An 18197-nucleotide genomic window follows, 5' to 3' on the forward strand; every position below is an offset into this window, starting at 1 on the left:
CCGAGGCGCATCTGTTTGCGTTCCTAGCTCGGTTCAGTGGTCGCGTTCTCAATCGCCTTCGTGAGCGTGTCGCGTAGGTACACAGCTTGGTCGACGCTGAGCCACGCCTCGGTACCGTCGTCTACCTCGTCGGGACCCGCCTCGATTCCAATCATGATCGGCTCCGCGAACCCATCATGTATCGAAGTCCAGACCGACACGTGGCGTAGCTTTCCTATGATGCTGGAGCCGTCAACGCCATCAGTCCAGTTGTGCTCTCTGTGATCGTCGTCGGTGTTGGTGCACCAATCGAACGCGCACTTGCTCATCGCTGGACCCACCCATCAATTAATGCTGCCGACTCCAGCAGGAGCGCCGCCAAGATCCGCGCCTGGTCGGAGTTCAGGCTTGCCGGTGCCCCGTCGATGTATACCGATGGCGCTTCACCATTGCTGCCGTCGTCGATATGGCCGTCACGGTGCTGGATGCAGGCAGTACTGACGAACACATCGGAGTCGATCACGTGGCGGTTGTAGCCGAGGATGACCCGGCGACCCTCACCGCCAGAACCCCAATCGTCGATTGTGTCTGCGCCTGCCGGCGATGCGGGCTCGGTGGCGCAGGCGTGGGTGTGGGCGCCGATTCCACCGCAGCATGTGCGGGTCGTCGAATCGACGGTCCAGGCGGGATCAGCCCATGGGGCGTCCGCGATGTTGTGGTCGGTTTCCGTACTCATGCCAGCCTCCAGGTTGGGACTGACCGGGGCGGCTATTGCACGTTAGTTGCACGGGATTCACAAAGCGGGTCTAGATACATGCTCTGACCTGCATCGAACGTGGTGCGCGATACTGGGATTGAACCAGTGACCTCTTCCGTGTCAGGGAAGCGCTCTCCCGCTGAGCTAATCGCGCCGGGAACACCTTTGGAGGTGGAGACGGGAATCGAACCCGTGTGCACGGCTTTGCAGGCCGTTGCCTCACCACTCGGCCACTCCACCGCTGGGGTTGATGCCTGCACCCTCGAGCGGATGACGGGATTCGAACCCGCGACCCTCACCTTGGCAAGGTGATGCGCTACCAACTGCGCTACATCCGCGTGCCACGTGCGAGATCGTCGCCCGTCGCGATGCAGAACGATAGTCCAGGCAGCTAGGCAGACACAAATCCCTTGCTCGCGCGGCGCGCCGCGGCTCAGAACAGCTCATATGCCTGGCGGGATATCGCGAAGCCGCGGCCGTGGGAGTTGGAGCAGCGGATGCCCGAGGGTTCGCTCTCACAGCTCAATCCGCCGCCGACCCGTAACTGGCCGTAGTCCAGGGCCGGGCCGCTGCCCAGTGCGGTGTCGCCGGCGCACACGAATCGGGCGGGGCCGGTGGGTCCCAGGTAGATGCCCTGTCCGTAGTCGGTGAAGTCCGGGCAGTCGGCCGGCCGCGGGGGAGGCGTCCAGTCACGGGCCGCGATGTCGCAGCGCACCGAGTCCTCGGCGAGGATGCAGCCGATGTTGCCGCTCGGCGAGGTGAAGCCGACGACGTCGGCTCCGGCGGCAGAGCAGAGCGTCAGGGCGGCCGAAATCACGACAGTGGCGGCGAGCGCCCAACGCTTCATACGGCGACATTAGCGGCGCCATGCCCTGCGCCGCGCCCCGAAAACGGCGATTGCCTGCCAGCGGATTCTTGGGGGACGAGTGCCGCGTGCTAGTCTTCTGCCTCGTTCGCATCGCCGAATATCCGGTCTCGTAGCTCAGTGGGAGAGCGTCCGCCTCACACGCGGAAGGTCGCTGGTTCGAACCCAGCCGGGACCACCAGCAAACAGCTCAGGGGTATGTCCCGATAATCGCTCATCCGTGTCCCCGCGGTTCGCCGGTGGACGTGCTGGTCGCCGCCGGAGGGGCGGCTTGACTGCCGGCGATCAGCTTCGCAGGGCAGACGGTCGCGGCGACGATCGACGGTGATCACCTTTTCTGACCCCCGGGATCATTGCCGGATAAGCAGCCATCAGACCCGCTGACCGCATTGGCACCCGATGGTCTGCTTGCCCGCCCCAGCACGGTCCCATCCCGGCGAAGCAATAGGCGGCGGCCCCCGCCAGTTCGCACGAGCAATGATCAATACCTGTGGATGAGGCCCGAGGAGGCGGCCTGAAAGTGGGCGCACCTTCCCGAGGATGATCATCACGGAATCAGGTATTCGATCAAGACCGGCGTTGGCGCGCTGGTTGGGAAGGTACGCCCATGCTCACCGTAGTTCACGATGCCGAGGAGGCCAACGGCGGCGAGGCCGGCCGGTCGTTGTTGGACGAGATCGTCCGCGACGGGGCCCGGCAGATGTTGGCCGCTGCACTGCAGGCCGAGGTCGCCGCGTACGTAGCCGCATTCGCTGATCAGCTCGACGAGAACGGTCACCGACTGGTGGTCCGCAACGGCTATCACCAGCCGCGTGAGGTGTTGACCGCGGCCGGTGCCGTGCTGGTGAAGGCGCCGCGGGTCAACGATCGCCGTGTCGACCCCGATTCTGGTGAGCGGCAGCGGTTTTCCTCGGCGATCCTGCCGGCCTGGGCACGCAAGTCTCCGCAGATGAGTGAGGTGCTGCCGCTGCTGTATCTGCACGGCCTATCAACCAGCGACTTCGGGCCCGCACTCGAGCAGTTCCTCGGCTCGGGTGCCGGGTTGTCGGCCACCACGATCACCGGTCTGACCGCGCAGTGGCAAGACGAAGCCCGTACGTTCGCTGCCCGGGACCTGTCCGGCAGCGACTACGTCTACCTGTGGGTCGACGGCATTCACCTCAAGGTCCGCCTGGACCAGGAGAAGCTGTGCCTGCTGGTGATGCTCGGCGTGCGCGCTGACGGCCGCAAAGAGCTCGTGGCGATCACCGACGGCTATCGGGAGTCATGCGAGTCGTGGGCGGATCTGCTGCGCGACTGCAAACGCCGCGGCATGACCGCCCCAGTGCTGGCCGTCGGCGATGGCGCGCTCGGGTTCTGGAAGGCGGTGCGGGAGGTATTCCCGTCGACCAAGGAGCAGCGCTGCTGGTTCCACAAGCAGGCCAACGTCCTGGCCGGGCTGCCGAAGTCAGCGCATCCGGCCGCGCTGGCGGCCATCAAGGACATCTACAACGCCGAAGACATCGACAAAGCTCAGGTCGCGGTCAAGGCCTTCGCGGTTGCCTTCGGCGCGAAGTACCCGAAAGTGGTCGCCAAGATTGTCGACGACCTCGATGTCCTGCTGGAGTTCTACCACTACCCCGCCGAGCACTGGATCCATCTGCGTACCACGAATCCGATCGAAAGTACCTTCGCCACAGTGCGTTTGAGAACGAAGGTCACCAAGGGTCCGGGATCGCGGGCCGCTGGATTGGCCATGGCCTACAAGCTGATCGACGCCGCGCAGGCCCGCTGGCGGGCCGTCAACGCCCCACATCTGGTCGCCCTCGTCCGCGCCGGAGCGGTCTTCCACAAAGGCAAACTGCTCGAACGACCCACCGACATCACCCCACCGACACCACCGTCAGACGGCGATCAGCACACCGAAACGGAGGTCGCCTGAAACACCCCGATCCACAGGTATTGACAATTGCTCCCAGTTCGCCTCGGGATGCGCTGTCGGACACAGCGCCGTCTGACCTCGTCGCAATCGCGGCAGAAACCGCAGCCGATGTTGATGGGCGGACAATCCCGATCGCCTGGCGTTACCTGGCGAGACCGTGGACACCGCGCTGCCGACCTCGGCGACGATGCCGACGTCTCGTGCCCGACCACCATGCCTCGGTAGCGGTGATCTTGACGAGTACTTCGGTCGGGTGCTCGATCTTGGTGTCCGGAACTCCTTGACAACGACCCCACCTGGTCCGTCGTACATAACTGCCCTCATGGCGACCCCGTCTGCCTGGGACCGTCTGTGCCGCTTCTCCTTTCGAATCGTCGTCATTGGTCCAGCCGACGTGGTGCATATCGCTGCCATTATCACGCGGCGTTCGACGTAGCTCCCACTCGGGAATGACGGCGGGAAGTTACCGACTCGCGTCTTCGTGCCCAAAGGTCCAATGCCGCTGCGCTTTTTGGCCACTGCAGGGTGGTTTTGCCACATCGTTGCCGGGTATGCGGCGCCGGACATCAACCCCGCTAGTGTCTCGCGTCTGAATTTGGTTTACGGGTATGGGGCAGGATGTCGTCTGCGGATTTGGTCCACACGAATGGGTGGCAGCGCTGATTCCAGCCTTGGATGAACGCGGCGATGGCGGCCATCAGTTCTTTGACGCTGTTGAACGAGCCACGGCGGATGGCTTGGCGGGTGATGATCGAGAAGAACACCTCGACCATGTTCAGCCAGGATCCTGAGGTCGGCGTGAAATGCAGTGTCACGCGGGGGTTCTTGTCCAGCCAGGCGTTGATGTCGGCATGCTTGTGGGTGTGGTAGTTGTCGCACACCACGTGCAGTTTCCGTCGGGGGTAAGCGCGGGCGACCGCTTTGAGGAAGTCGAGGAACTCCGCTTTGCCGTGCCGCTCATAGCAGCGGTCGGTCACCTTGCCGGTGGCGATCTCGAGTGCGGCAAACAAGGTGGCGGTGCCGTTGCGCTGGTAGTCATGGGTCGCTTTTTCGGGCAACCCGGGACGCAGCGGCAGGATCGGCTGGGTCCGGTTGAGGGCTTGAATCTGGGACTTTTCATCTACGCACAACACGATCGCGTTGGTCGGCGGGTTCAAGTAGAGGCCGATTACGTCGCGGACCTTGGCCTCCAGCTCCGGGTCGGTGGAGAACTTGAAGGTCTCCCGGCGCCAGGGTTTGACCCCGTAACGGCGCCAGGCCCGGGCGACCGTGGCGTCCCCCACGCCGAGGTGTTTACCGAGCAGTCGACTCGACCAGTGGGTGACCGCCAAAACCTCCGGCGGCGGCTCCAGGGTGGCTGCCAGGATCGCCGCGTCGTCGACAGTCTTGGGTCGACCGCTGCGAGGCTCGTCGGCAAGTCCATCAATCCCGTACGCGGCGAATCGATCCCGCCATTTGATCACCGTCGGTCGCGAGACTCCCACCTGCCGGGCTGCGCCAGAGGTGCCGGCACCATTAGCCACCGCCAGCACGATCGGGGCCCGCTCGACATGACCGGCAGATGCCGTCGTCGACCGCGTCCACGACTCCAACGTCACGCGATCCTCAGAACTGATCACCAGCGCAGATGACGGCATACACCATCATCCCACACTGTAAACTAATTAATGACGCATGACACTAGCCTCGACGTTTCGTGAAATAGGCTGTTGACACGACCTGTAATGCACGGAAGTGCCTGTCCTGTTTGAGAAAATGTGACTTGTCTAGGGTCCATGTTCACAAAGCGGGAAGGCACTCCGTAGGTGAAGCGTAGCGCGGTTCGTTCTCTGCTGGTGGATTCAGGTCGCGAGTCGTTGGTCTCGTCGGCCGGCGGGCTGCTGTTGGCTCGGACGCTGCACGTCTCGGGACTGGAAAAGGCCATGTCAGAGGTCTTGAAGCGGTGGCGGGCACCACGAACCCTGCACGACCCGGCCAAGGTGCTCACCGATGTCGCGATCGCGGTGGCACTCGGCGGTGACTGTGCCGCCGATATCGCGGTGGTGCGTGCTCAGCCCGAGCTGTTCGGGGCGGTGGCCTCCGATGCCACCGTGTCACGTCTGATCGCCACGCTGGCCGGCGACGTCGATGCCGCCGTTGCGGCGATCCGCGCGGCCCGGGCAGCAGCCCGCGCGCACATATGGCGGCGCCAGCAACCGCTGGCCGGTACCTCAGGCAGCCAGGTCATCGTCGATCTGGACGCCACCCTGGTGACCGCCCACAGCGACAAACAGGGCGCCACCCCAACCTTCAAGTACGGATACGGGTTTCATCCCATGCTCGCCTTCGTCGACCACGGCAGCCACGGATCCGGTGAAGCCCTGGTCGGGTTGCTGCGACCCGGCTCAGCCGGCTCCAACAGCGCTGCTGACCACATCAGTGTCCTGGATGCCGCGTTGGCCCAACTGCCCGAACCCGAACGGGCCCGGGTGCTGGTGCGCACCGACACCGGTGGCGGGGTCAAGGACTTCCTGCACCACATCACCGACCTGGGACTGCAGTACTCAGTCGGGTTCTACGGCATGCCCCCGATCGTCGAAGCGCTGCGCCGGGTCCCGCGGCGGGCGTGGCGGGCTGCCCTCGACGGCGACGGCACACCACGCGAGGGCGCCCAGGTCGCTGAGTTGACCCGCTACCTGCCCGACACGCTGAAAGGCTGGCCGGCAGGGATGCGGGTCATCGCCCGCCGAGAACGTCCCCATCCCGGCGCGCAGTTGCGCCTGACCGATGACAACGGGTGGCGGATCACGTGCTTTGCGACCAACACCCGCGGTTGGTCGATCTGCGATCTCGAAGTCCGGCACCGTCAACGCGCCCGCGCGGAAGACCGCATCCGCAACCTCAAAGACACCGGACTGACCAACCTGCCGTTTCACGGGTTCGCCCAGAATCAGATCTGGCTGGAGATCACCCTGCTGGCCGCTGACCTGCTGGTCTGGACCCAAGTCCTGGCCTTCACCGGCCACCCGGCCAGAGGCTGGGAACCCAAACGACTACGCCTGCGCCTGCTTGCCGTCGCCGGACGCATCATCACCTCAGGGCGTCGCCGCTACCTACGGCTGCCAAGAGGCTGGCCGTGGAGCGACCTCATCGAATTCGGCTGGACCGCACTGCAACCCACCTAAAACACAGAAACCATTCCGACGAGCAAAGGACCCAGGAGCACCGGCGAGACGCAACGCCGGAACCCCAGGCCGCCCACGTCAGAACCGCCCACTCACGCCACGAAAAGACCTCAACTACCCGCCACGTGAAAGATCGAGGCTAGGAGGCGCTACGAAAGCAATGAGTTATCGCGGTCCCTGCAAAGTTCGTATTGAGGAAAAAGAGATCCCGGCGATCGAGCACCCCAACGATGCGATCGTTCGGGTGGAATTGGCGGCGATCTAGTGGTTCGGATCTGCACCTCTATCACGGCTTGATGCCCGACACCCGGATCGGGCACACCTTCGGACACGAGTTCATCGGAGTGGTGGAGAAAGTCGGCCCCACTGTAGAGAACATCCAGCCCGGTGATCGGGTGATGGTGCCGTTCAACATCTACTGCGGCTCATGCTACTTCTGTGCCAGAGGCCTCTACTCCAATTGTCACAACGTGAACCCCAACGCCACTGCGGTGGGTGGCATCTACGGCTACTCGCATACGTGCGGTGGGTACGACGGCGCTCAGGCCGAGTACGTGCGGGTGCCCTTCGCCGACGTCGGTCCATCGGTGATCCCCGACTGGATGGAAAGTGAAGACGCATTGCTCTGCACCGATGCCCTTTCGACGGGATACTTCGGCGCTCAGCTCGGGGACATCGCCGAGGGAGACACCGTCATCGTGTTCGGCGCCGGGCCGGTCGGTCTGTATGCAGCGAAAAGTTCCTGGTTGATGGGGGCCGGCCGCGTCATCGTCATCGACCATCAGGAGTACCGCTTGCAGAAGGCCCGGGAGTTCGCGGATGCCGAGACCTACAACTTCGGTGAGTACGGCGACATCGTGCTGGAGATGAAGAAAGTCACCGACTTCCTGGGCGCCGACGTCGCGATCGACGCGGTCGGTGCGGAGGCGGACGGAAACCTCATGCAGCACGTGACGACGGCGAAGTTCAAAATGCAGGGCGGCTCTCCAGTGGCTCTCAACTGGGCGATCGACTCGGTGCGCAAAGGCGGAACCGTTTCGGTGGTCGGCGCCTACGGGCCGATGTTCAGCGCGGTGAAGTTCGGCGATGCCATGAACAAGGGCCTCACGATCAACGCCAACCAGTGCCCGGTGAAGCGGCAGTGGCCGCGGTTGTGGTCGCATATCGAGAATGGCTACATCAAGCCGAATGACATTGTCACGCACCGCATCCCACTTCGAGCATATTGCCGAGGGCTACCACATCTTCTCTTCCAAGCTCGACAACAACATCAAGCCGGTCGTCGTCGTCAACCACAACTGATGGACCCAAGGAGAACTGTCATGACCCAGACTTCGCAGCGCGTGCCCGCCTACACGGCCGACCATCCGCCGGTACCGGACAGCGAGGCTCTTCGAGCGCGTATCCACGGATGGGGCGCGGATCTCAACAAGGAGGATCGACCGTCCGTCCCCAAACTGAAGTTCCTTGAGACCGGGGCGCATTGGGACTTCCCCGAGCGGCAGCCCGAGAAGTGGCCGCGTGAAAGGTCCGTCGAACATCGATTCCTGACTCCGGTGTTCGGTACCGCGCAGCCACCCAGCGGTTTGTCGGGGACTATGCGGAAGTTCGCTTACAAGTTCAGTGAAGGCCGCGCCGCCCATTGGATGATCTTGCTCTACGCCGACCGAGTGGATGCCCTCGAGCACCACCTTCGCTCGCTGGTCACCTTGCGGCCCGACAACCCGATCACCGAGTCGGGCGTGAAAGCCGAATTCAGTCACAACGGGCTTCGGTCGCGGTTCGGCCGCAAGCGGGTCGATGTGAGACACATGTGGATCGACCCGGTCATCGTCGCCGGTCCGTGGATCCTGTCCATCTATCTCGTGCGAAGGGTTCTCAGGCGCCGTAAGTAACGATGGGCGCACGCCGACGATCCCCTGCCGCTACTGCCGGCAGTCGCACTTGCCGGGGGGATGGCGCTGTTCTATCTCGGTGATGTCGCTTACTGGTGGCGCGATTATCGACAGATCCCGGTCGACCGGACCGCCACCGGGTGTGCCGCCGCGGCGACCTTGCCGGTTCTGTTGACATCCTTGCGATCGCAGCGCTCGGTGTGCTCACCGGCATCGGATGGGTCTGGCTGGCCTGGGAACTATGGCGATGACCGCGCATCGGCCCCGGCGTCGCGGGGCAGGTCCGTTGACACAACACGGCAGTGCGTGGGGCGTAAAAGTCGGTTGAGCGTCGACCGACAACGAAAGAGCAAGTGACGCAATGCATGACATCGACAGGAGGATGATGGCACACAAACGACGCCTTTCGGGGCGCACGATCGCGGTGCTGGCCGCCGACGGGTTCGAGAAGGTCGAACTGGTGGTTCCGCTACGTGCGCTGCAGCTTTCGGGCGCGAAGGTGGACATCGTGTCACTGCGCGAAGGCCGAATACGCGGGGTGAACCTGCACATGCCCGCCAGCCGCGTCGGCGTGGACAAGGTGGTCACCGACGCCGACCCCGACGACTACGACGGACTGCTGCTTCCCGGCGGCTTCATCAACCCCGATCTACTGCGGCAGTCGGCGGACGCACGAGATTTCGTGCGTGCCTTCGACCACGGCCGAAAGCCGATCGTCACCCTGTGTCACGGTCCATGGGTGCTGGCGTCGGCGGGACTGCTCACGGGACGGACCCTCACGTCGTGGCCCGGCATCCGCGATGATCTCGTGAACGCGGGCGCGACGTGGCTTGACCGCGAGGTGGTGCGCGACCGCAATCTGGTCACAAGCCGCGGGCCTCAGGACCTGAAAGCGTTCGTGCCTGCGATGCTGGACATCTTCGCCGAACCGACGAGTCAACAGCAGACGGTGTCCAGCCCTACCGGCTCCGATCCTGCGCGCAACGAGCCCATCGGTTGGGCGGTCGCCGCATTGCGCTGGTCGCCGAAGCCCTCGGCGGCAGCTCTCGCCGGGGTGGGTGCTGCCACGCTGGCGGCAGCGTTGCGCAGCCCGATGGCGGTCAGACGAGGGGGTTGATGGTGTCATTGCTCTCCACGCGGCGTGCTTCCTGTTGCTCTTGCTGACGGCGTGGTGGACTGCGGCCTCCGCAGCTGCTGGAACAGAACCTCGGGCACCCGGAGCTTCGGAGATTTCCTGAGGCGCCATGGCCGGTTGGCTCGCACCATACCGACTGGCCCGTTGGGTGGCACCTTGACACAAGGGGGTGAATGCAAACCTGCGCCTTCGGCGCGGCGGGAGCAGGAAATCGGCCGCTCCATCGCCCAGCCTTTAGGAGCAGGCGCGCGGCGCATCCGATGAATGAGCCTGCGATATACGTTTCTCGTCTATCGGATAGGGTGATCTCATCGCGGAAAACATTGCAGAGCACAAGGATTGCGGCTATCGGGTTCGTCCGCTGAGTTCGCACTATCCTTCCCGAAATTCTAAACGGCTAGTGTCATGCGTCATTAATTAGTTTTACAGTGTGGGATGATGGTGTATGCCGTCATCTGCGCTGGTGATCAGTTCTGAGGATCGCGTGACGTTGGAGTCGTGGACGCGGTCGACGACGGCATCTGCCGGTCATGTCGAGCGGGCCCGGATCGTGCTGGCGGTGGCTAATGGTGCCGGCACCTCTGGCGCAGCCCGGCAGGTGGGAGTCTCGCGACCGACGGTGATCAAATGGCGGGATCGATTCGCCGCGTACGGGATTGATGGACTTGCCGACGAGCCTCGCAGCGGTCGACCCAAGACTGTCGACGACGCGGCGATCCTGGCAGCCACCCTGGAGCCGCCGCCGGAGGTTTTGGCGGTCACCCACTGGTCGAGTCGACTGCTCGGTAAACACCTCGGCGTGGGGGACGCCACGGTCGCCCGGGCCTGGCGCCGTTACGGGGTCAAACCCTGGCGCCGGGAGACCTTTAAGTTCTCCACCGACCCGGAGCTGGAGGCCAAGGTCCGCGACGTAATCGGCCTCTACTTGAACCCGCCGACCAACGCGATCGTGTTGTGCGTAGATGAAAAGTCCCAGATTCAAGCCCTCAACCGGACCCAGCCGATCCTGCCGCTGCGTCCCGGGTTGCCCGAAAAAGCGACCCATGACTACCAGCGCAACGGCACCGCCACCTTGTTTGCCGCACTCGAGATCGCCACCGGCAAGGTGACCGACCGCTGCTATGAGCGGCATGGCAAAGCGGAGTTCCTCGACTTCCTCAAAGCGGTCGCCCGCGCTTACCCCCGACGGAAACTGCACGTGGTGTGCGACAACTACCACACCCACAAGCATGCCGACATCAACGCCTGGCTGGACAAGAACCCCCGCGTGACACTGCATTTCACGCCGACCTCAGGATCCTGGCTGAACATGGTCGAGGTGTTCTTCTCGATCATCACCCGCCAAGCCATCCGCCGTGGCTCGTTCAACAGCGTCAAAGAACTGATGGCCGCCATCGCCGCGTTCATCCAAGGCTGGAATCAGCGCTGCCACCCATTCGTGTGGACCAAATCCGCAGACGACATCCTGCCCCATACCCGTAAACCAAATTCAGACGCGAGACACTAGAGGCCAAGCCCGGCAAAGAAAGCGCTGTCGAGGAATTCTTGATCTCTGCCCTGCCGCTCGTAGAGCAGGAACCGGACACGAAGCCGTGGCTCGCGGTTCGATTCGGCCCGTCGACATTCGGGATCGTCGACGCGTTCCCGGACGAGGCGGCGCTCGAGGCAGCATCTTGGGGGCGCCGTGTGAAAAGCTCTCGCAGAAAGAGCCGATGAGCTGTTCGCCTCGCCACCAGACATCAGCCGACTCGATGTTCTGGCCAGCTGTTGCGCGTCATCGACGGTGACCATGTCGGAGTCACTGGCCGTGGCGATGGACCAGGTAGGTATGAGAACGGCCCCGCTCGGGTGAGCGGGGCCGTGGTGGTCTCGGTGACGGGATCGTCGTCGAGGTGATGCAGTTGTGGTCGGGCTGGTGGGGATCTCGGTCAGTCTGAGGCTGTTTCGCTGATGGCGATGCGGGCGGCTTTCTCCCCGACGATGGAATGACCGGCGGCGAACGCTGCCGTCAACGCGTGCAGGGCCAGGTTGTTGACTGCCCGCGGGTGGCCGCGGGAGGCGTTGTGAATCAAGGTGACGGCATCGTCGGCGAACAGGACATCGGAGCGGCCGGCGATCTTGGTGTGATGGCTGATGTAGTCAGCAGTATCCGCTGCGGTCATGCCGGGCAGGGTGTAGCGGACCGCGATGCGCTGATCCAGGGCGGCCAAGACACCGAGACGCAGGCGGTGCCGCAGGGTAGGTTGGCCAACCAGCACCACCGCGAACGGGGACCCGGAATCCATATCGTGGTTGGTCAGCAGCCGGATCGCTTCGAGTTGATGATTGTCGAGCAGATGGGCCTCATCGACGACGAGCACCGGGTTGCGACCCCGTTCGGCATGTTCAGCGGCCAAGGCGTCGGCGGCCTGCGGCGCGAGGCGGGCGGTGTGAAAGACCGGGGTGTGCCCGAGGGCAGCGACGATGTGGGTGAGCATGCCGCGCACTCCGATGGTGGGGTTGGCCAGGTAGATGATGACGTGCCGGGCCGGGTCCAGGGCGGTCGCGGCGGCGCGGATGGCCACCGTTTTGCCGGCGCCGACTTCACCGGTGATGACCCCGATGGCGCATTGATTGACACACCACCCGATGCGGGCGATTGCTTCACTGTGGCCGGGGTGGCGGTGCAGCATCGACGGCGCCAGATTCCGTCCGAACGGCATCCGGGTGAAACCCCAATGCGATTGCAGGCGTTCGATACTCATGCCGGCACCCCGTCTTCCTCGGCAGCGTTGTCGAGGTCGGTGATCGACAGCTGACCGGGCAGCTCATCTGCGTCGGCGGTGGGTCCGTAGAGGGCGTGGTAGCCGATACGTTCATCGTGGCGCAGCTGCTCGTGGTGGGCGGCGGCGGTCAACGCCAGGTAGTCGATCCCCGTCGCTGCCGGTGGCGTGTCTCGGGTTTCGGGTCGGGCTTTCGGATGCGCGTGGCGGGTGATGGTATGCGCGATCGCCGCACCGAAACTGGTGTCTCGGTAGCGGACCTCGATGGTCTCCAGATCGAACGGGCTGAAGATCAGCTCGACCTTGCGTCCGGCCAGGGCAGGATCGACTCGGTAGGTGTTGGCATGCAGCGAGACGGTGGCGGTCTTGGTCACCGTGCGAAACTCTGACCACAGGAACGCCTCGGTCAGATCCGCCGCCGTCGGTGACGCGGGCAACCCGCCGAGTCGGTCCCAGCCGTCCTCCCACCGGGTCAGCGGGGCTTGTCCGGTTTCGGAGTGGGTGCGGCGTTGGTATTCGGTTTCAACCCACGCCATGAACAGCCGGTTGAGCTCCAACAACGCCGCACGGTGATCGATCCCTGCGGCGGTCAGGTCTTCGGCGGTGGTGTCGGTGACCTCGACGAGGAACTGGTCGCGCACCGTGCGGAAAAATCGTTCGATTTTGCCGCGTCCTTGCGGGCGCCCCGGGGTCGAATGGATCAGCCGGATACCGAGTTTCGCGCACGCCCGCAGCAGCCAGGCATCGACGAACGCGGAGCCGTTGTCGACATAGATCGACGCGGGGACGCCGCGGGTGGCCAGCGCCGGTTTCAGGGCGGCCGCCAGGCGCACGGTGTCTTCGGCGAACCCGAACCGGTGCCCCACCACCACCCGAGAGTGGTCGTCGAGGAACGCGAACAGGTGAAGCGCCCCAGGTTTGATGCCGCATCTTTCTGAGTTGGAAGGATGCAAACCATGCCGAAGAAGATCGACCCGAACGTCAGGGAGCGCTGTGTGCGGCAGGTGCTGGATACCTTGCCGCTGTACCCGTCGGTGACTGCCGCGTGTGAGGCCGTCGCGCGGCGTGAGGGCGTTGGGAAGGAATCGGTGCGCCGCTGGGTCGTGCAGGCTCAGATCGACGGGGGTCAGCGTCAGGGCGCTACGAGCGAGGAGCTCGCTGAGATCAAGGAGCTCAAGGCCAAGGTGCGCCGGCTTGAGGAGGATAACGAGATTCTGCGGCGGGCCTCGATTTTCTTCGCGGGGGAACTCGACCCCCGCAACCGATGATCGTCGCGTTCATCGACGAGCTGCGGGCTGATCCGCCCCGGCGTGTCCGGAGAGTTCTTCTGTTGGGAAGGATGGGCACGTGGGAACGAAGTCATCGAAGCGGTATCCAGACGAGCTGAAGGCGCGAGCGGTGCAGATGGTGGCCGATCTGCGCAGCGACACGGTCTCGGAGTGGGAGGCGATGGGCCGGGTTGCTGATCTGCTGGGCGTCGGTACCGCCGAGACGGTGCGCAAATGGGTCCGCCAGGCCGAGATCGACGCCGGAGATCGGGCTGGGCAGACCAGCGAGGAATCCGAGGTCCTGCGCAAGCTGCGCCGGGAGAACGCCGAACTCAAGCGGGCCAACGCGATTTTGAAGGCGGCGTCGGTTTTCTTCGCTGCCGAGCTCGACCGGCCGTCTCAGTAGTCGTGGAGTTCATCAGCGCCCACCAGCACATGCGTGTGGGCGCTGATGGTCTCAAGTGGGGTGTCGAGTCGATGTGCGCCGTGCTCTCGGAGTTCGGCGTCGTGATCGCCCCGTCGACGTATTACGCCCACCGCGCCCGCCGTGGCCCCTCGAAGGCGGACTGGACTGATGCGCAGGTGATCGACGCCATCTGGCGGCTGCGCCGATCCAACAAGCTGTTCGCGGTTCTGGGTGCCCGTAAGACGTGGATTGTGTTGCGTACCAACGGACTCGATGTCTCACGGTGTGTTGTGGAGCGGGTCATGCGGGAGATGGGTTGGCGGGGTGCGTGCAAGCGCCGCCGGGTGCGCACCACCATTGCTGATCCGGCAGCAACGCGAGCTCCGGATCGGGTCGCGCGGCATTTCGTCGCCGGCGCGCCGGACCGTTTGTGGGTGGCCGATTTCACGTACTGCCGGACCCGTGCCGGCTGGGCCTACACAGCGTTCGTGACCGACGTCTACGCCCGCAAGATCGTAGGCTGGAAGGTGGCCACCGAGATGACCCAGAAGCTGGTGACCGATGCGATCAACCACGCCATAGATACCAGGAAGCGTTCTGGTGCAACATTTTTGGATGATCTGATCCATCACAGCGATGCGGGCTCTCAAGGCGGATTCAACTGGTCGTCGCAACACCTTGATCACGGAGGTGTGGTGTGGCCAAGCGTAAGGACGCGGAATCGGTTGGTAGGCGACGGCAGTGGGCGGCTGACCGTGCGTTGCGGCCTGCGATGCGCTCACCAGGGCGCCCGGACCCGTCGCGGTCGGTGCAGCGTCAGTTTTGGCGGCTGATCGCCCAGGGTGTCTCCACCGACGACGCAGCCGCAGAGGTCGGCGTGTCGACACCGGTGGCGACCAGGTGGTTCCACCACGCTGGCGGCATGACGCCGATCAGTCTGGATGAGCCCACGGGCCGGTATCTGTCGTTCGCCGAGCGGGAGGAGATCGCACTGCTACGCGCCCAGGGCGCCGGGGTGCGTGAGATCGCCCGCGAGATCAAGCGTGACCCCTCGACAGTTTCGCGGGAACTGCGGCGCAACGCAGCCACCCGCAGCGGCACGCAGGTGTACCGCGCAGGGGTGGCGCAGTGGAAGGCCCAGCAAGCAGCAAAGCGCCCGAAACCCGCGAAACTGGCAGTCAACCCGCAGCTGCGTGAGTACGTGCAGCAGCGGCTCGATGGCAGTGTCCGCGGACCCGACGGCACCGCCGTCGCAGGTCCGCAGACCAAGGCCTGGAACGGCCGCAACAAGCCGCACCGACAAGACCGACGGTGGTCGACAGCATGGAGCCCGGAACAGATTGCCCACCGCTTACCGCTGGATTTCCCCGATGATGAGTCCATGCGCATCAGCCATGAGGCGATCTATCAGTCCTTGTTCATCGAGGGGCGTGGGGCGCTCAAACGGGAATTGGTCGCGTGCCTGCGGACCGGTCGTGCGCTGCGGGTCCCGCGGGCCAGGACACAGAACAAACCGCAGGGACATGTCACCGCGGACGTCGTGATCAGCAAACGCCCTGCCGAAGCCGCCGATCGCGCAGTTCCTGGGCATTGGGAGGGTGATTTGATCATCGGTGCGGGCCGGTCGGCGATTGCCACCGTGGTGGAACGCAAGAGCCGCTCGGTGATGCTGGTTCACCTTCCCCGCCTCGAGGGGTGGGGTCTGGCGCCGCCGGTGAAGAACGGGCCGGCGCTCAGCGGCTACGGCGCCGAGGCGATGAACGCTGCCCTGATCGCCTCACTGGCACAGCTACCCAAGCAGCTGCGTCAGACGTTGACATGGGACCGCGGCAAAGAGTTGGCCGCGCACGCCCAGTTCACCTTCGACACCGGAACGAAGGTGTTTTTCGCCGACCCGCACTCGCCATGGCAGCGGCCTACTAACGAGAACACCAATGGCGTTCTGCGTCAGTACTTTCCGAAAGGCACCGACTTATCTCGATGGTCGGCTCAAGACCTCGAAGCGGTCGCACTGACGCTCAACAACCGACCCCGAAAGGTCCTCGGCTGGAAGACTCCCGCCGAAGTCTTTGCCCAACAGCTACACTCACTCCAACAACCCGGTGTTGCAACGACCGATTGAACCCGCCCAATATACGGCGGTAGCGTTCACTGAACACTTGGCCGCTGAAGGGATCCTGCCCTCAGTCGGATCGGTGGGCGATAGCTTCGACAACGCCTTGGCCGAATCGGTGAACAGCAGCTACAAGACCGAACTCATCGACCACCAGCCGCCGTATCCCGGTGCCGCCGACCTCTCGCTGGCAACCGCCGAATGGGTGGCTTTCTACAACCGGCAGCGACCGAATGGCTACTGCCAGGACCTGACTCCGGACCGGGCCGAAGCCCTCTATTACCATCGCCAACGGCACCCTCATACCGAGGAGGCACTCAGATAAGAGAACCTCCCGACATGCCGGGGTGGATCACCCGCGGCACTGACCACCTGAACCATCACCTCGAAGAATCACACGACGACGTCGTACACCACGTCCCTGGACTTGACCGAAATCCTTCCGTCAGGACTTACACAGACCATCTGACACCCCCGAACAGGTAGGTTTTGCGGTCCCCGACCCGCGGGCCATGCAGCGCATCGCCGACCCACAGTTCATTGGGGTCGGCAGCTTCGAAGCGACCGAACACCTCGACTGCCTGCCCGGCGGTCGGGCCCATCACCTCACACCGATGGAAGTGGCGCAGCAGCGTCGACTCCGAGGGCGCCCACCCCGTCGCGGTGCGCAGGATCCGCGCCACCTGAGCCACCGTGCGGGCCGGGTTCTCCCGTTTCAAAGAGACCGCCAGCTCCAACACACCGGTGTCGGTGCGGGTGCCCAGCCGCAGTGGCTCCGGGACCAGTGCTTCGAACCCGCCGGCCCGGTAGCGGCGGATCCAGCGGTCCAGGGTCGGTCGCGCTATCTGCACCCCGGTGCCGAACGGATCGACATGCCGGCGCTCGGCGATCTGACGAACCAGCTTGCCGCGCTGCTTGGTCGACAGCCCTTCCTCCAGGGCGGGGCAGATCAGCTGATACCGGAACAACCCGATCGCTTGGGCTCGTTCCCGACGTTTGTGGTCTTCCAACGACACCGCGACGTTCTCCTCACACCTGTGACGGCCCGGCCCGAAACCAGTGCCGGGCAGGTGCCTTGGCGAGAATCACCGAACATCGCCCCCTCGCGTCAGGGGCAACTGGTGTTGCTCACCACCGCCGAGCAGCCGGTGGCCAGTCAGGCGCCAACAGTCGGCCGCCGCTGACCGTCACCATCACCAGCGGTGCCGTCACCACGCCCAGCACCCCAGCCGGGCCGAAGCGCGCAGCGATCGCCGCCGCGGCTGCGGCGACGGCGGTCACGAGGTCACGCCAACCGCAGCCAGACCCGTCCGGGATCACCACGTCGATGCCGGTGCGGACCGCGACCTGGACGAACCAGGCCCGCAGCGGTTCCACCCGCCCAGCCAGTCGGCGCAACCACCCCCGCACCGTGCTCCTCGGCAAGTCCAGGTTGGCTGCGATGCGGCGATGTCCCCAACCGTGGTCCCGCAACGCCAACGCATTCCAAATGGTCTGTGCCGCATACCCTCTGCGCAGCAGCGTCATCACCGGCAGCAGCACGTGAGTGGCCCGGCATGACCGGCAACGCCCCCGCCGTGGCCGCACCGGGCCGATGACGCCGTGGATGCGGCGAACACGGGCGAAACCCCACCCACCCAGCACTCCGCCCGGGCAGGATGGGCAGCCGATCTGGCCGGCGGCAAGCCGCGATTCGACGTGAACAAGATCAGCCTCTACCGTCACCATGAGTGCCTCCGTGCACTACAGCGCGGCACCCTGCGAGCCCGCCAAGACTTCAGCGGGGTGCCGCGCGACCCATCAGTACGTCCTCACCCTGACAGTGCACACCAACACGGACGACTGACTACCCCGTGGTCATCATCCCGAGAGACGGCCAACACCAACAAGCTCTGACGCCATGGCGTTTGCCGCGGCTGTTGTCGCGAACTG

14 protein-coding genes, 4 tRNA genes and 6 pseudogenes are annotated in these 18197 nt (G+C 64.5%); 13 read left to right on the plus strand and 11 right to left on the minus strand.

All coding sequences use genetic code 11. From position 1 onward, the window contains the following. Nucleotides 1-23: 23 nt before the first annotated feature. The 6 genes from KXD97_RS20020 to KXD97_RS20045 form a co-directional block, all read right to left on the minus strand. Nucleotides 24-308, minus strand: a complete 285-nt coding sequence (locus KXD97_RS20020) for a hypothetical protein (RefSeq protein ID WP_217889361.1) — start codon at nucleotides 306-308, stop codon at nucleotides 24-26. Further along, a complete protein-coding gene (locus KXD97_RS20025; RefSeq protein WP_260751866.1) occupies nucleotides 305-715 on the minus strand; it encodes a hypothetical protein in 411 nt (136 codons plus the stop codon). Before KXD97_RS20025 ends, KXD97_RS20020 begins: the two co-directional genes overlap by 4 nt. Nucleotides 716-815: 100 nt before the next feature. Then, nucleotides 816-890, minus strand: a tRNA-Val gene (locus KXD97_RS20030). Between the two features lie 12 nt (nucleotides 891-902). Further along, nucleotides 903-976, minus strand: a tRNA-Cys gene (locus tag KXD97_RS20035). A 25-nt stretch (nucleotides 977-1001) separates the two neighbouring features. Then, nucleotides 1002-1074: transfer RNA gene (locus KXD97_RS20040), tRNA-Gly, on the minus strand. 95 nt (nucleotides 1075-1169) lie between these two features. Then, nucleotides 1170-1583, minus strand: a complete 414-nt coding sequence (locus KXD97_RS20045) for a DUF6636 domain-containing protein (protein WP_260751867.1) — start codon at nucleotides 1581-1583, stop codon at nucleotides 1170-1172. 124 nt (nucleotides 1584-1707) lie between these two features. On the opposite strand from KXD97_RS20045, the gene KXD97_RS20050 reads away from it, so the two are divergent. Next, a tRNA-Val gene (locus tag KXD97_RS20050) sits at nucleotides 1708-1782 on the plus strand. 426 nt (nucleotides 1783-2208) lie between these two features. Next, a complete protein-coding gene (locus KXD97_RS20055; protein ID WP_260751868.1) occupies nucleotides 2209-3522 on the plus strand; it encodes an IS256 family transposase in 1314 nt (437 codons plus the stop codon). Nucleotides 3523-4097: 575 nt separating this feature from the next. On the opposite strand, the gene KXD97_RS20060 is transcribed toward KXD97_RS20055, so the two are convergent. Then, complete coding sequence (locus KXD97_RS20060) at nucleotides 4098-5159, minus strand: IS630 family transposase (protein WP_260751869.1); 1062 nt, start codon at nucleotides 5157-5159, stop codon at nucleotides 4098-4100. Between the two features lie 168 nt (nucleotides 5160-5327). On the opposite strand from KXD97_RS20060, the gene KXD97_RS20065 reads away from it, so the two are divergent. From KXD97_RS20065 to KXD97_RS20090, 6 genes and pseudogenes are all read left to right on the plus strand, one after another. After that, nucleotides 5328-6686 carry an IS1380 family transposase gene (locus KXD97_RS20065; RefSeq protein WP_313901315.1) on the plus strand — a complete coding sequence of 453 codons (1359 nt, stop codon included), beginning with the start codon at nucleotides 5328-5330 and terminating at the stop codon, nucleotides 6684-6686. 160 nt (nucleotides 6687-6846) lie between these two features. Next, nucleotides 6847-7988 (plus strand): annotated as a pseudogene (locus tag KXD97_RS20070) (zinc-dependent alcohol dehydrogenase). Between the two features lie 20 nt (nucleotides 7989-8008). Then, entirely contained in the window at nucleotides 8009-8581 is a 573-nt protein-coding gene (locus KXD97_RS20075) for a hypothetical protein (RefSeq protein WP_260751871.1), read from the plus strand. Nucleotides 8582-8966: 385 nt separating this feature from the next. Next, nucleotides 8967-9698, plus strand: a complete 732-nt coding sequence (locus KXD97_RS20080; protein WP_396884475.1) for a type 1 glutamine amidotransferase domain-containing protein — start codon at nucleotides 8967-8969, stop codon at nucleotides 9696-9698. 463 nt (nucleotides 9699-10161) lie between these two features. After that, nucleotides 10162-11223, plus strand: a complete 1062-nt coding sequence (locus KXD97_RS20085) for an IS630 family transposase (RefSeq protein ID WP_260751873.1) — start codon at nucleotides 10162-10164, stop codon at nucleotides 11221-11223. A 38-nt stretch (nucleotides 11224-11261) separates the two neighbouring features. Continuing rightward, a pseudogene (locus KXD97_RS20090) lies at nucleotides 11262-11481 on the plus strand (putative quinol monooxygenase); the annotation flags it as partial. 163 nt (nucleotides 11482-11644) lie between these two features. On the opposite strand, the gene KXD97_RS20095 reads toward KXD97_RS20090, so the two are convergent. After that, nucleotides 11645-12460 (minus strand): ExeA family protein, encoded by an 816-nt coding sequence (locus tag KXD97_RS20095; RefSeq protein ID WP_083739454.1) that lies wholly within the window; start codon nucleotides 12458-12460, stop codon nucleotides 11645-11647. Continuing rightward, nucleotides 12457-13383 (minus strand): annotated as a pseudogene (locus KXD97_RS20100) (DDE-type integrase/transposase/recombinase); the annotation flags it as partial. The gene KXD97_RS20095 and the pseudogene KXD97_RS20100, both read right to left, overlap by 4 nt. Nucleotides 13384-13434: 51 nt before the next feature. Between KXD97_RS20100 and KXD97_RS20105 the strand changes: the two are divergent. From KXD97_RS20105 to KXD97_RS33355, 5 genes and pseudogenes are all read left to right on the plus strand, one after another. Next, nucleotides 13435-13778: pseudogene (locus tag KXD97_RS20105) on the plus strand (IS3 family transposase); the annotation flags it as partial. Nucleotides 13779-13825: 47 nt separating this feature from the next. Further along, complete coding sequence (locus tag KXD97_RS33345) at nucleotides 13826-14152, plus strand: IS3 family transposase (protein ID WP_011896177.1); 327 nt, start codon at nucleotides 13826-13828, stop codon at nucleotides 14150-14152. Between the two features lie 71 nt (nucleotides 14153-14223). Then, nucleotides 14224-14985 (plus strand): DDE-type integrase/transposase/recombinase, encoded by a 762-nt coding sequence (locus tag KXD97_RS33350; protein ID WP_396885479.1) that lies wholly within the window; start codon nucleotides 14224-14226, stop codon nucleotides 14983-14985. Further along, a complete protein-coding gene (locus tag KXD97_RS20115; RefSeq protein WP_234713714.1) occupies nucleotides 14925-16274 on the plus strand; it encodes an IS30 family transposase in 1350 nt (449 codons plus the stop codon). The genes KXD97_RS33350 and KXD97_RS20115 overlap by 61 nt, the downstream gene beginning before the upstream one ends. A 23-nt stretch (nucleotides 16275-16297) precedes the next feature. Further along, a pseudogene (locus KXD97_RS33355) lies at nucleotides 16298-16512 on the plus strand (integrase core domain-containing protein); the annotation flags it as partial. A 229-nt stretch (nucleotides 16513-16741) separates the two neighbouring features. Here the strand turns inward: KXD97_RS33355 and KXD97_RS20125 are convergent. Beyond that, nucleotides 16742-17281: pseudogene (locus tag KXD97_RS20125) on the minus strand (helix-turn-helix domain-containing protein); the annotation flags it as partial. Between the two features lie 112 nt (nucleotides 17282-17393). Then, nucleotides 17394-17993 (minus strand): helix-turn-helix domain-containing protein, encoded by a 600-nt coding sequence (locus tag KXD97_RS20130; protein ID WP_260751877.1) that lies wholly within the window; start codon nucleotides 17991-17993, stop codon nucleotides 17394-17396. Nucleotides 17994-18197: the final 204 nt, after the last annotated feature.

Source organism: Mycobacterium sp. SMC-8 (assembly GCF_025263565.1).
Classification (GTDB): Bacteria; Actinomycetota; Actinomycetes; order Mycobacteriales; family Mycobacteriaceae; genus Mycobacterium.

Excerpts from the sequence above, each read along its gene's own strand:
- KXD97_RS20020 (WP_217889361.1), bottom strand. The coding sequence starts at position 308 with ATGAGCAAGTGCGCGTTCGATTGGTGCACCAACACCGACGACGATCAC.
- KXD97_RS20025 (WP_260751866.1), bottom strand. The coding sequence starts at position 715 with ATGAGTACGGAAACCGACCACAACATCGCGGACGCCCCATGGGCTGAT.
- KXD97_RS20045 (WP_260751867.1), bottom strand. The coding sequence starts at position 1,583 with ATGAAGCGTTGGGCGCTCGCCGCCACTGTCGTGATTTCGGCCGCCCTG.
- KXD97_RS20055 (WP_260751868.1), top strand. The coding sequence starts at position 2,209 with ATGCTCACCGTAGTTCACGATGCCGAGGAGGCCAACGGCGGCGAGGCC.
- KXD97_RS20060 (WP_260751869.1), bottom strand. The coding sequence starts at position 5,159 with ATGCCGTCATCTGCGCTGGTGATCAGTTCTGAGGATCGCGTGACGTTG.
- KXD97_RS20075 (WP_260751871.1), top strand. The coding sequence starts at position 8,009 with ATGACCCAGACTTCGCAGCGCGTGCCCGCCTACACGGCCGACCATCCG.
- KXD97_RS20080 (WP_396884475.1), top strand. The coding sequence starts at position 8,967 with ATGGCACACAAACGACGCCTTTCGGGGCGCACGATCGCGGTGCTGGCC.
- KXD97_RS20085 (WP_260751873.1), top strand. The coding sequence starts at position 10,162 with ATGCCGTCATCTGCGCTGGTGATCAGTTCTGAGGATCGCGTGACGTTG.
- KXD97_RS20095 (WP_083739454.1), bottom strand. The coding sequence starts at position 12,460 with ATGAGTATCGAACGCCTGCAATCGCATTGGGGTTTCACCCGGATGCCG.
- KXD97_RS33350 (WP_396885479.1), top strand. The coding sequence starts at position 14,224 with ATGTGCGCCGTGCTCTCGGAGTTCGGCGTCGTGATCGCCCCGTCGACG.
- KXD97_RS20115 (WP_234713714.1), top strand. The coding sequence starts at position 14,925 with ATGCGCTCACCAGGGCGCCCGGACCCGTCGCGGTCGGTGCAGCGTCAG.
- KXD97_RS20130 (WP_260751877.1), bottom strand. The coding sequence starts at position 17,993 with ATGGTGACGGTAGAGGCTGATCTTGTTCACGTCGAATCGCGGCTTGCC.